Genomic DNA, 11,285 nt, shown 5'->3' with positions numbered 1-11,285 from the left:
GCGGGTGGCCGGGCGGTGCGGGTGGCCGGGCGGTGCGGGTGGCCGGGCGGTGCGGGTGGCCGGGCGGTGCGGGCGGCCGGGTGCGGCTCGGCTGGGCGGCGTGGTTCGGGACGTGATGGCGCAGTTGGCTGTCGCGTGTGCCCGACGCGATGGGTGCCTCCGCTGGTGGCCTCGGGTTTGTGGCTGCTGGTCGGTGCTGTGAGTGGCCTCGTGAGCAGCGTTTCGGCGAGCGTCGACGGCGCACCATCCGCATACGTGGCCGCCCAGCACCATGATCACGAAGACCTTTCGTCGACCATGACCGTGATCCCGAAGAGTTCTTGTCCCTGGAGCGGCGAGAAGTCTTCGGGATCATGGCCGATCGGGCCGTGGCGCAGCGCCCGGCCGTGATCCAGGGGCAACAGCTTTACGTGATCACAGCTGGCGGGCTGGTCGTCGGCTCAGGGCTTGGTGCGGCGGGTGCGGGGTCTCGCGGAGCGGGGTGGGGCCGTGCGCATGTGGTCTCGGACCTGGCCCAGTACGCCGCCCAGGAGTTCGACGTCGCCGGGCTGGAGGGCGTTGAACAGCATCCGGCGTACGACTCGGATGTGGCCCGGTAGTACCTGGGCTATGAGGTCGCGGCCGGCCCCCGTCACCGCCACGATGACGCTGCGCTCGTCGTCGGGGGCCGGTGAGCGGGTGATCAAGCCGCGCTGTTCCAGTAGGCCGGCCTGGTAGGTCAGGCCGCTGCGGCTGTACACGACGCCGTCGGCCAGGTCCGTCATCCGCAGCCGCCCCTCCGGAGCGCCGCTCAGGCGCATGAGGATCTGGAACTGGACGTTGCTCAGGTCGCCGTCCGCGCGCAGGTGCTCGTCGACCGCGTGCTGGAGCAGGGTGCTGACCTCCATCAGCGCGAAGTACGCGGCCAGTTGCTCGGCGTCCAGCGGCGCTGTCTCGGGGCTCACATCCGAAGTCTACTTGCTTCGAATTCGAAGCAAGCTATAGTCGGCGTGTGCTTCGAATTCGAAGCAACTGACGGCGAAGGAGAGCGCGATGAAAGCCATTCGGTACCACCGGCACGGTGACGCCGGCGAGCTGCGGGTCGACGAGGTTGCGCGGCCCGTTCCCGGCGCGGGTCAGGTCCTCGTGCGCGTGACCGCCACCGCCTTCAACCCGGTCGACGCGACCATCCGCGCCGGCTATCTGCAGCAGGTCTTCCCCGTCGCGCTGCCGTACACACCAGGGATCGAGGTTGCCGGCACCGTGGAGGAGCTGGGCGAGGGGGTCACCGGGGCCGGCCCGGCAGCTGGATCCGGCGCCGGCCTCACCGGGGCCGGGTCGGCGGCGGGCGGCGTCGAGTTCCAGGTCGGGGACCGGGTCGTCGGGGTGTTGCCGATGACCGAGCCCGGCGCCTCGGCCGAGTACGTGCTGGTCCCGGCCGGTTCACTCGCCGCCGCACCCACGGCGGTGCCGCTCGCCGACGCCGCGGCGCTTCCGGCGACCGGGCTCACGGCGTGGCAGGCGGTGCACGACCATGCCGCCGTCAAGCCGGGGCAGCGCGTGCTCATCAACGGTGCGGGTGGTGCGGTCGGTGGGTACGCCGTCCAGCTCGCCGTCGAGGCCGGTGCCACGGTGGTCGCCACGGCCGGCGAGCGCAACGCCGACCGGGTACGGGGCTACGGCGCCGAGGTCGTCGGCCGCGCGGCGGATGAGGTCGCCGACAGCGGACGGGAGGGCGGGTTCGACGTGGTGCTGAACTTCGCCCCGGTGCCGCCGGATGCCATGGCGGCGCTGACGGCGCTCGTTGCCGACGGTGGCGTGCTGATCAGCACCACGGCGCCAGCCGTGGGGGACGACGGTCGCGGGGTGCGGGCCAGCAACATGTACCTGCGTGCGGACGCCGGTCAGCTGGCCGGGCTCGTCGAGCGGGTCGACGCGGGCAAGCTCCACATCCACATCGCCGAGCGCGTTTCGCTGGACGAGTTGGCGGCGGTCCACGCCCGCAGCGACGCCGGCACCCTCGCCGGCAAGACGGTGATCACCGTCTGAACGGGAAAGATGTGGGTGCGGAGCGAGCCTCCGCACCCACAACACGAGCGCCAGGCCTCGCGGTCGCACTCCAGGGTGCCGCCGTTGGCCACGTCGGAGCGTTCGATCTCGTCGAAGCGGATCCGCACCGACGGGCGCTTGGCCTTCAGGATGTCCACCGCAGCCGCCGTGACCGCCTCGGCGAAGTCGCGGCGCTGGTCGAGGGTGCGGCCGGAGAGCAGTTCGACCGTGATGTTGGGCATGAGGCCTCCAGGAATGGAGCCTACGGAATTACGTTCCGCCAGGCGGAACGCAAGCAAACGGGAAAGAGGTCAGCCGGCCTGTTCAGTGTCGGAGTCGGCCGCCGGAGCGCCCAGCGCCACCGACACCGCGCGCGCGGCGCTGATCACCTCGGCGGCCAGGGCCTCGCTGTCCAGGTCCATCTCGAACGACAGCGCGGAGATCGAGATGCCGCCCATCACGCTCGCCGTGTGGTCGAAGACCGGTGCGCCGATGCAGCTGATGCCCGCGTCGTTCTCACCGTCGTCGATCGCGAAGCCGTGGGCCTGCGCCTCGTCGAGCTGGCGGCGCAGGACCGCCGGGTCGGTGATCGAGCGGCGGGTGACCGCGGTCAGGCCGGCCCGGTCGATGATCTCGGCGGTCTCGGCCGGGGTGAGCTGCGACAGCACGGCCTTGCCGATGGCGGTGGTGTGCAGCGGGACGCCCATGCCGACGCGGGACTTCATCTGGTACGGGCGGCGGCCCTCGATCTTGTCGACGTAGACGATCTCGTCGCCGCTGCGGATCGCGAAGTGCACCGTCATGCCGGTGCGGTCGCGCAGGTCGCGCAGGGCTGCGCGAGCGTGCTGGGCCGGGTCGAAGCGGCTCATCACCCGGCCGGCCAAGGTGAGGATGCGCGGGCCGGGCAGGTAGCCCCCGTTGCCGTCGGCGACGGCGAAGCCCCAGCCCAGCAGGCTCTGCAGGATCCGGTGGACCGTCGACTTCGGCAGGCCCGACGCGGCCGCGATGTCCGTGAGCCGGCTGTGCTCGGCCAGCGCCTCGAGCACGGTCAGGGCCTTGTCGATGGACCCGCTCGGCATCCCGGTCGTCACCAGCCAAGCCTATCCGGTACGGCGTTCCGTCCAGCGGGCCGACCAGCCAAAAGTCTCACCGGGCCATCCAGCCACCGTCGACCACCAGAACGTGCCCCGCCACGTAGTCCGCGGCGGGCGAGGCGAGGAACACGGCCGCGCCGACCAGGTCGGCCCCGGCCCGGGCCAGCCCGACCGCGATGGCCCGCCCGATGCCCTTGCCGGCCCCGGTGACCAGCGCGACCCGGCCCGAGAGGTCGAAGAGCGTCACCGCAGATCCTGAACGGCCACGACCTCGACGTCGTCGTACGCCTGGTTCTCGCCGCCCATGGCCCAGACGAACGCGTAGCTTGCGGTACCGAAGCCGCAATGGACCGACCACGGAGGGGAGATGACGGCCTGGCCCCCCGCGAGGACCAGGTTGCGGGTGGCATCGGGCTTTCCCATGAGGTGTACCACCCGCTGGTCCGCCGGCAGGTCGAAGTAGAAGTAGGCCTCGGTGCGGCGGTCGTGGACGTGGCAGGGCATGGTGTTCCACATGCTGCCCCGGGCCAGCACGGTCACGCCGAGCACGAGCTGGCAGCTGCGGATGCCGGCGGCGTGGATGTACTTGTAGATCGTCCGCTCGTTGGAGCCCTCGATCGAGCCCAGCGACACCGGCTCGGCCTCGGCCATGGTCGCGCTGCGGGTCGGGTGCGTGGTGTGGGCGGGCGTCGAGACCAGGTAGAAGCTCGACCCGCTGAAGTTCACCTCCCGTGCGCCGCGCCCGACGTACAACACCTCCTTCGGCCCGAGCGGGAACGCCTCGCCGTCGACGAGCACCCGACCCTCCCCGTCGCCGACGTTCACCACGCCCAGCTCCCGCCGCTCCAGGAAGAACGCCGAGCGCAGCGCGTCCGGGTTCGGCAGCGCGACGGCCTCCGCGCCCGCCGTCACGCCGCCGACGACCAGCCGGTCGTGGTGGCTGTACACGAGGCGGACCGCCGAGCCGGCGACGAGGTCGGTCGCGAGGAACCGGGCCCGCAGCTCCTCGGTGCCCATCCGCTCCACCTCGTCCGGCGACGTCGCGTGGCGGATCTCCATCTGGCCTCCATTCCATCTGACAGAAGTTTGTTCCGTACCACGGAACACAGTACAGTCCGGCGCAGTGATGGGGAACAACCCTTACGGACAGGCGGGCCATGCATCGCGTTGTCCCTCGGCACGGCCGCGGCCGGTCTGATCAGCGCGTGCGGCGACGACGAGGCCGGTGGGGGCGGCGGCAGGACCCACATCCGCGTCGAGCAGGGTGAATGGATGCGATGGCGCGAACTGGCTGTCATGGCAGCCGGAACGCTCCATCGATCATGCCTCAGCCAGGCGGGTCGCCGAAGCCCAGCCAGGTGACCCGGTGGCCCTGCTCGTCGTGGACGACCTGGAGGCGCAGGCGGGACACGCCGTACACCGTGTCCCACAGCGACATCAGGCTGGTCCGCCGCCCGTCCTCGACCGTGCTGATCAGGTCCGGCGGGATGCGCTGGGGCGGCATGAGGAGCGGGATCGCGTACGACTCGACGACCTCCCGCAGGCGGTCCGCCGGCCAGCCGGCGCTGCCCAGGCGCTCTTCGAGGGTCTTGTACCAGCCGCGGACCAGGTCCTGGACGATCGTGGCGAGTTCGAAGCGCACCGATTGCGGGAGATCGGCCGCGGTCGGTGGCCCCCACGGCACCGGGCGCAGCGAGCCGGGCGCGAGGGCCGCGAGCCGGCCGCGCTGGATCTCCGGAACGGCGCCCAGCTCCCGCAGGGGGCCGTTGAGGTGCTCGTCCAGCGCGGCGAGGACCTGCATGGTGCCCTGCAGCATCGTCTTCAGGGTCGGCGAGCTGGTGCGGGCCCAGGCGTTGAGCTGGAAGATCAGGAACTCCCGCAGCTTCAGCGGGTCGACGACGATCTCGTCGGACTCGGGGCCGACGATGCCGCTGGAGCGGCGGATCCAGCGCTCCAGCACGCGCACCTGCACGCAGAACATGTCCGCCACGGCTTCACCGGGCTCCCAGAACGCGATGCCGTCGACGTACGCGGTCGTACCCATCGCCGAACCTTAACCCGGAAACTTTCACACCCGCTCCGTGCGCCCCTCCCCTTGACGTTGACGTGTATCGATGCACGGCGCTAGCTTCCGGCGTCGAAGCGGTTCGACTCTCGCGCCGAAAGGAAGCGGCCATGCTCAGACGTCATCTTGCGCTGTCCATCGCGGCGGCGGTTGCCGTCACCACCGCCGGGGTCGTGGTGGCGATGCCCGCGTCGGCCGCGGCCGGGTGCCGGGTCGGGTACTCGGTGGCCAGCCAATGGCCGGGCGGGTTCGGGGCCAACGTCACCATCACCAATCTCGGCGACCCGGTCAGCGCCTGGACGCTCACCTGGTCCTACTCGGCCGGCCAGCAGGTCACCCAGGCCTGGAACGCCACCGTGACCCAGAGCGGGGCCCAGGTCACGGCCCGCAACGCGTCGTACAACGGGTCCATCGCGACCAACGGGACGGCGTCGTTCGGGTTCAACGGCTCGTGGACCGGCAGCAACCCGGTGCCCACGGCGTTCAGCCTCAACGGCACCGCCTGCACCGGCAGCGTCAGCACCACGAGCCCGACGCCCACCCGCAGCGCCACCTCCAGCCCGCCACCCACCGGCACCGGCGTGCCCTCCGACGCCGTCTGGGTCGCCGGCGGGCAGTGGGACACCTGGACGAACGGGGGGTACACCGTCCGGAACAACATCTGGGGCTCGGGCGCCGGGCCGCAGACGATCTGGGCCCGCACCGGCACCAACTGGGGCGTCGTCGCCCAGCACCCGCGCACGAGCGGCGTGAAGGCGTACCCGCACACGTCGAAGATCCTCAACCGCACCCTGAGCTCCCTGAGCTCGCTGCGCAGCTCGTTCAACGTGACCGTGGCCAGCGACGGCGACTACGCGACCGCGTACGACATCTGGGCCAACAACTACGCCTACGAGGTCATGATCTGGTGCAACCAGAACGGCGCCGTCGGGCCGATCGCCGAGTCCTACGACGCGAACGGCGCGGTGCCCAACGCCCGCAACGTCAGCGTCGGCGGCCACACCTGGAACGTCTACCGCGGCTCGAACGGCAGCAACGCGGTCTTCTCGTTCGTCCGCACCAGCAAGACCAACGCCGGCACCATCGACGTTCTCGCGGTGCTGAACTGGCTGCGCACGCAGCGCTGGTGGGGCGACGTCACGGTCGGCGACGCGCAGTTCGGCTTCGAGCTCACCGGCACCGCCGGCCGGGCCGGCTTCACCACGAACAGCTACTCGCTGGACTTCAGCTGAGCCGACCGAGCTTCGGCTACGGCCGAACCCTGAGCTGAAGAGCGGGGTCGGTCCCCGATGCATCTAGGACGTCTTCGGAGCCATTCTCGATACATCCCAAGAGGACCAAGACGACAAGGAGCAATCGAGATGGAAACCGTGTACGGCACGATGCGTCAGCACGGCCTGGTCCGCCCGACCGAGGGCCGGCTGCTGGGTGGCGTCATCGCCGGGCTCGGCCGCCGGTTCGGCATCGACCCGTGGCCGGCGCGGCTGCTGTTCCTGCTCATCCTGCTGGCCCTCCCGGGCAGCCAGATCCTGATCTACCCGATCCTGTGGATCCTGATGCCCGCCGAGCAGCGGGCCGCTGCGCCCACGATCGTCTCCGCGTAAAGCACGGCGGGCCGGGGCTTTTCGCCCCGGCCCGCCGCTTTGGTGGAGCCGGACTTACGGGGCCGGGTAGTCGGTGATGAACACCGGCTGGCCGATCTTGGTGGTGTCCGCCGCGTCGCCCACGCCGTTGACGACGTGGTCGATGATGCCGGCGCTGAGGTTGACGGTCATGATGTGGTGCAGCTTGATGCCCGGCTTGTTGGGCACCTCGAAGCCGTTCTCGGTGTGGATCGACGGGTTGTTCTGGTTGAAGACGTAGACGCCCGCTCCGTAGAGGTTGTGCGTCTTCACCTTGTCGCCGACCTTGTAACCCGCGTAGCCCTCGACGCTGCCGTTCATCCAGTCGGCCTGCGTCGGCGGGTCGTAGGGCAGCTCGTTCTGGTAGAGGATCGTGGTGCCCCTGTCGCCGTTCCAGACGGTGTTGTACTTCTGGAAGTGCTCGACGAAGAGGCCGGTCGCGGTGACGTTGTCGCCGTTGATGACCGCGCCGTAGCGACCGATGTTGGTCCGCCAGCGCTGGGTGTCGCCGTTCACGCCCTCGGTGAAGCCCTCGACGCCGTGGTCACCGCGCCACACCCAGGTGTGGTCGATCAGCACGTTGTCGCTGTTCACCTGCAGGGCCGTGTCGGCCTTGCCGATGTGCGGGCCGCCGACGCGGAAGTACACGTCGGAGAGCGTGGTCGGGTTCTTCGGGTCGCTCCAGCCGGGGCCGTGCTGCTTGCCGACGCGGAGCAGGACCGGCGACTCCTTGGTGCCGGCGTCGATCGCCACGCCGGCGATGACCACGCCCGGCACGTCGGCGACGTCGAGCGGGATCGAGCCGTTGACCGCGGTCAGCGTGGCCAGGCCGATGCCGAGCACGACCTGGTTGGGCCAGAAGACCTCGATGCTGCGCGGGATGTCGTACACGCCCGGGGTGAGCAGCAGGTGCTTGCCCAGCGCCAGGGCCAGGTTGATCTTCGTGACCGAGTCGCCCGGCTTCGCGACGTAGAAGTCGGAGAGCGGGATGCTGCGACCCGGCGTGATGCCGTTGGCCCACGAGACGCCGCTGGTGTTCTTCTGCGCCGACGGGACGCGGACGAAGTACTTGCCCTTGTTGTCGACGTAGAGGTACGGCTTCTCGCGGCTGACCGGGGTGCTGGCCAGGGTGGTGTACGGCGTCGCCGGGAAGCCGGACTCGTCCGGAGCACCGACCACGCCGGAGAAGACCTGGTTCCACACGGCGTTGGACCAGCCGGCGACCTCGGAGTTGCGGGTGAGCCACTGCTGCTGCGAGCCGCTGACCACGAAGGGCAGCTTCGAGTCGGCGATGAAGCCACCGCTGGCGTACTGCGGGCCGGCGGTGCAGTAGTCCATCAGCGACAGGTTGGCGCCGGAGACGTTCAGCCGGCGCATGGACACGGCCTGCGACACGGCCCAGAAGTTGGCCGAGCCGCGGCAGCCGTCCTGCCCCGCCGAGTTGATGTTGATCGACAGGTTGGACAGCCCACGCCAGAAGTTCACCAGCGCGAGGCAGTTGCTGGTGCCGCCGTCGGCGAGGCAGCGGTTGTACACCTCGACCTTGCCGTTGATCAGCACGTCCGTCGGCGAGGCGCCGAGGCCGAGGATCTCGGTGTAGTACCCGACCTTGATCTGCAGCGGCTGCTCAGCCGTGCCATAGGTGCCGGGCTTGAACAGGAAGGCGTAGCGGTTCGGCGCCATCTCGGCGTCGACCTGCGCCGCGTGGGTGGCGTCGAGCTTCGCCTGGATCTCGCTGACCGGCATGCTCGGATCGAACACGGTCACGTTCGGACCGAAGGTCGAGCCGCCGGAGGGTGGCGGGGATGCCGCGGCGGCCGTCGCGGTGCCGGCGGCGACGGTCGTCAGCACAAGGCTGAGCGCGAAGGCCCGGCCGATGAGCCGGCGCCCTTGGCGCAACCTAGCTGGACCGTGCCGGCCCTGGGTAGGGGTCGTCATACGGTTCGTCCTCTCCGCTGGGCGGCAGCGTTCATTGGACAGGGGTGTTGAAGCTGAAGTCGAGCGGTGTGAGAGCGCTCTCTCCGTTGGATGTTTCTACCGTGTGAATCGGCTGAGCGCTATGGCCTGGAGGGATCGATCTCGCGCCGGGCCTGCAAGCCGCCCGGATGGCGGCGCATTGAGGCATTTTTCGAAGCGCTCGTGGAGCGCTTCCACGCCCATCAAGGCCGCTGGATGCCACCCCGGCGGCGGGCATCGAGGTCGGCGAGCAGGGCGTCGAGGGTCTCCGGGTCGGCCCAGCCGTTCACGGCGACGCTGCCGTCCGCCGCCACGATGACCTCCAGGCGGTCCGGGGTGGCCCGGACGGCGTCGAGCATCGCCGGGAAGCGGTCGGTCAGCAGCAGGAACTCCTGGTTCGTCGAGCCGACCCACGGCCGTACCGCGTCGATGCGATCCGCCAGGAACGGCCCCGCGACCAGCAGGTCGGTCGCGTCGAGGAGGGCCTGCACGTCGCCGCGCCCGCCGGCGGCGGCCTTGCGGAGCTGCCCGGTCGTGTACCCGGTGAACGTCATGACCGAGCGGCCGGCCGCGCCCACCTCGGCGGCCACCCGGGCCAGCGGGGCGGCGTGGTCGAAGGGCTCGCCGCCGAGCAGGGTCAGGCCCTCGGTGCCCGCCGCGAGGACGCGGGCGACGAGGTCGGCCGTGGTCACCGTCTCCGCGGGGTGGAAGCCCCACATGTGCGGGTTGAAGCAGCCCGGGCAGCGGATGGAGCAGCCCTGGACCCAGACCGCGGTGCGCACTCCGGGCCCCTCGGCCACGGTCGAGGGGAGGAACCGGGCGAGCGGCACCCGGTCGGGGTCGGCCGCGGGCCGCGGAACCTGGTCAGACATCCATGACTCGGCCGGGGGTGGCTGGTGGTGGCTTCTGCTCGGGGGTGGACGGTGCCTTCCAGGGCTCGTGGTCCGGCGGGGTGCAGGTCAGCTGGCGGCGCAGGCCGGCGAACTGGTGTGGCGGGATGCTCAGGGCGAGCGCGAGCTCCTCCAGGCTGCGGAAGCCGGCCCGGGCCTGGCGCTCGATCAGGATCCGGTGGGCCAGCTCGGGGCCGACGGCGGGGAGCGCGGCCAGCTGGTCATACGTGGCCGTGTTGATCTCCAGCGGGCCCACGGGAGGCGTCCACGTCGGAGGCGGGGCCAAGCCTACGGGCTCGGCGTACCACGGCACGTAGTGCGCCCGCCAGCGCAGCCAGGCCGAGTTGACCAGTCCGGCGTGGACGATGCTGGCGAGCCAGGTCAGGAGGTACACGGCGACGCCGACGTCGCTCAGCACATGATCGGTCGGGAGTGTGCCGATGACGAGGAAGCCGGCCCAGGCGAGGGCCGTGTACACCAGGCCGGGCACCCACCACGACGGGCGGCGGGCGCGGAAGCCGATGTAGAGGAAGCCGACACCGGACAGGCAGCCGAGGCCGAGGATCGCCCAGAGCAGCCACCAGCTGTGCTGGATGCGCCAGCCCAGCCGGGTCGCCGGGTAGGGCGGTGGCCGCGGAGGCACGACCCAACCGGCCTGCGGCGCGCCGCCCCACGCCGCCGGTCCGGAGCCCGCGCCGCCCCAGGCGGTCGGACCGGAGCCGGCGATGCCCCAGGCCGCAGGGCCAGAGCCGGCGCCGCCCGACGCCGACGGGCCGGAACCCGCGCCGCCCCAGGCCGACGGGCCGGAGCCGGCGGCGCCCCAACCGGCCGGGCCGGGGCCGCCCGGCGCCTGCCACCGATCGGCCGCGCCGGAGCCGGCCGGACCCGAGTCGACCGGGCCCCGCTGCGACGCGGAGCCGCCCCAGCTCGTGTCGGAGGCACCCCAGGCGGGTGGCTCAGGCCCGGTCAATGTCCTGGTCCTGCTGCACGGACCGGACCCGGGCGGCGGCGGTGCGCGTGTAGTCGGCGGTGTACTCGCTGGTGACCGTCCGGGCCTCCAGCAGGTCCTCCAGCACGGCGATGTAGTCCAGGCAGGCGCCGCCGTAGATGCCCTCGGTCGTGGCGCTCACGGTGCCGTCGCCGGAGACCGTCACGATGATGCGCGGGCGGTCGGCCATCATGCCCCTCCCTCGACCGCGAACACCATCCGCACCTCGTTGGCGGGCGTCACCGTCTCCGACTCCAGCCGCAGGCCGGCCGCCGGGGCGCGCTCGCGCAGCCGGCGGAGCACGGCCTGCTGGACCTGGCGGCCGTACGCGGCGTCGATCGCCCGGACGATGTCGACCGCGCGCTCCTCGTCGACCGCGCCGGTGAAGTGGGCCGACCAGATGCCGTCGGTGCCGCGCGTGAAGCGCGCCTGCACGCCGCTCCACTCGGCCTTGAGATCCTGGTCGGCCCCGGTGACCACGGCGCCGGCGTCGTGCAGGGCCAAGGTCAGCAGCGCGGCGTCGCGCATCCGGGTCTGGACCTGGCAGACGACCCGGTTCTGTTCGTCCCGGCCGGCCCGCAGGCCGTGCGCCGCGCTCACCGCGGCCACGGCGAGCGGCACGAGAATCAACGACACACTCAT

At 71.3% G+C, this 11,285-nt stretch carries 13 protein-coding genes and 1 pseudogene; 3 read left to right on the top strand and 11 right to left on the bottom strand.

Annotation, left to right across the window (positions count from 1 at the left end):
- Positions 1-440 precede the first annotated feature (440 nt).
- A complete protein-coding gene (locus ABZS66_RS03060) occupies positions 441-944 on the bottom strand; it encodes a MarR family transcriptional regulator (RefSeq protein WP_354754567.1) in 504 nt (167 codons plus the stop codon).
- An 88-nt stretch (positions 945-1,032) separates the two neighbouring features.
- Between ABZS66_RS03060 and ABZS66_RS03055 the strand changes: the two genes are divergently transcribed.
- Entirely contained in the window at positions 1,033-2,028 is a 996-nt protein-coding gene (locus tag ABZS66_RS03055; RefSeq protein WP_354754565.1) for an NADP-dependent oxidoreductase, read from the top strand.
- 86 nt (positions 2,029-2,114) lie between these two features.
- On the opposite strand, the pseudogene ABZS66_RS03050 reads toward ABZS66_RS03055, so the two are convergent.
- From ABZS66_RS03050 to ABZS66_RS03030, 5 genes and pseudogenes are all read right to left on the bottom strand, one after another.
- Positions 2,115-2,270: pseudogene (locus ABZS66_RS03050) on the bottom strand (tautomerase family protein); the annotation flags it as partial.
- A gap of 69 nt (positions 2,271-2,339) precedes the next feature.
- Entirely contained in the window at positions 2,340-3,119 is a 780-nt protein-coding gene (locus ABZS66_RS03045) for an IclR family transcriptional regulator (protein ID WP_354754564.1), read from the bottom strand.
- A 55-nt stretch (positions 3,120-3,174) separates the two neighbouring features.
- Complete coding sequence (locus ABZS66_RS03040) at positions 3,175-3,369, bottom strand: hypothetical protein (RefSeq protein ID WP_354754562.1); 195 nt, start codon at positions 3,367-3,369, stop codon at positions 3,175-3,177.
- Positions 3,366-4,181 carry a 5-dehydro-4-deoxy-D-glucuronate isomerase gene (kduI, locus tag ABZS66_RS03035; RefSeq protein WP_354754560.1) on the bottom strand — a complete coding sequence of 272 codons (816 nt, stop codon included), beginning with the start codon at positions 4,179-4,181 and terminating at the stop codon, positions 3,366-3,368. The genes ABZS66_RS03040 and kduI overlap by 4 nt, the downstream gene beginning before the upstream one ends.
- Positions 4,182-4,449: 268 nt before the next feature.
- Positions 4,450-5,166, bottom strand: coding sequence for a DUF6086 family protein (locus ABZS66_RS03030; RefSeq protein ID WP_354754559.1), 717 nt, complete (start codon positions 5,164-5,166; stop codon positions 4,450-4,452).
- A 131-nt stretch (positions 5,167-5,297) separates the two neighbouring features.
- Between ABZS66_RS03030 and ABZS66_RS03025 the strand changes: the two genes are divergently transcribed.
- The gene (locus ABZS66_RS03025) at positions 5,298-6,419 is read left to right on the top strand and encodes a cellulose binding domain-containing protein (protein WP_354754558.1); all 1,122 of its coding nucleotides are present in this window, start codon (positions 5,298-5,300) and stop codon (positions 6,417-6,419) included.
- 129 nt (positions 6,420-6,548) lie between these two features.
- Positions 6,549-6,791 carry a PspC domain-containing protein gene (locus tag ABZS66_RS03020; protein ID WP_354754556.1) on the top strand — a complete coding sequence of 81 codons (243 nt, stop codon included), beginning with the start codon at positions 6,549-6,551 and terminating at the stop codon, positions 6,789-6,791.
- Between the two features lie 54 nt (positions 6,792-6,845).
- On the opposite strand, the gene ABZS66_RS03015 is transcribed toward ABZS66_RS03020, so the two are convergent.
- The 5 genes from ABZS66_RS03015 to ABZS66_RS02995 form a co-directional block, all read right to left on the bottom strand.
- Entirely contained in the window at positions 6,846-8,708 is a 1,863-nt protein-coding gene (locus ABZS66_RS03015) for an adenylyl cyclase (RefSeq protein WP_354754555.1), read from the bottom strand.
- A gap of 260 nt (positions 8,709-8,968) precedes the next feature.
- Positions 8,969-9,637: a 4Fe-4S single cluster domain-containing protein gene (locus ABZS66_RS03010; protein ID WP_354754553.1), complete on the bottom strand. Its 669-nt coding sequence runs from the start codon at positions 9,635-9,637 to the stop codon at positions 8,969-8,971.
- Positions 9,630-10,625 carry a helix-hairpin-helix domain-containing protein gene (locus tag ABZS66_RS03005; RefSeq protein ID WP_354754551.1) on the bottom strand — a complete coding sequence of 332 codons (996 nt, stop codon included), beginning with the start codon at positions 10,623-10,625 and terminating at the stop codon, positions 9,630-9,632. Before ABZS66_RS03005 ends, ABZS66_RS03010 begins: the two co-directional genes overlap by 8 nt.
- Positions 10,612-10,836 carry a DUF2997 domain-containing protein gene (locus ABZS66_RS03000; RefSeq protein WP_354754549.1) on the bottom strand — a complete coding sequence of 75 codons (225 nt, stop codon included), beginning with the start codon at positions 10,834-10,836 and terminating at the stop codon, positions 10,612-10,614. Before ABZS66_RS03000 ends, ABZS66_RS03005 begins: the two co-directional genes overlap by 14 nt.
- Positions 10,833-11,285 carry a hypothetical protein gene (locus ABZS66_RS02995; protein ID WP_354754548.1) on the bottom strand — a complete coding sequence of 151 codons (453 nt, stop codon included), beginning with the start codon at positions 11,283-11,285 and terminating at the stop codon, positions 10,833-10,835. Before ABZS66_RS02995 ends, ABZS66_RS03000 begins: the two co-directional genes overlap by 4 nt.

The organism is Dactylosporangium sp. NPDC005572 (genome assembly GCF_040605515.1).
Taxonomy (GTDB): Bacteria; Actinomycetota; Actinomycetes; order Mycobacteriales; family Micromonosporaceae; genus Dactylosporangium.
This window is presented reverse-complemented; position numbering and strand designations above follow the sequence as displayed.

Bases quoted from the DNA above. Each gene is read 5' to 3' on its own strand.
- ABZS66_RS03020 (WP_354754556.1), top strand. From the start codon at position 6,549: ATGGAAACCGTGTACGGCACGATGCGTCAGCACGGCCTGGTCCGCCCG.
- ABZS66_RS03010 (WP_354754553.1), bottom strand. From the start codon at position 9,637: ATGTCTGACCAGGTTCCGCGGCCCGCGGCCGACCCCGACCGGGTGCCG.
- ABZS66_RS03025 (WP_354754558.1), top strand. From the start codon at position 5,298: ATGCTCAGACGTCATCTTGCGCTGTCCATCGCGGCGGCGGTTGCCGTC.
- kduI (WP_354754560.1), bottom strand. From the start codon at position 4,181: ATGGAGATCCGCCACGCGACGTCGCCGGACGAGGTGGAGCGGATGGGC.
- ABZS66_RS03000 (WP_354754549.1), bottom strand. From the start codon at position 10,836: ATGATGGCCGACCGCCCGCGCATCATCGTGACGGTCTCCGGCGACGGC.
- ABZS66_RS03055 (WP_354754565.1), top strand. From the start codon at position 1,033: ATGAAAGCCATTCGGTACCACCGGCACGGTGACGCCGGCGAGCTGCGG.
- ABZS66_RS03030 (WP_354754559.1), bottom strand. From the start codon at position 5,166: ATGGGTACGACCGCGTACGTCGACGGCATCGCGTTCTGGGAGCCCGGT.
- ABZS66_RS02995 (WP_354754548.1), bottom strand. From the start codon at position 11,285: ATGAGTGTGTCGTTGATTCTCGTGCCGCTCGCCGTGGCCGCGGTGAGC.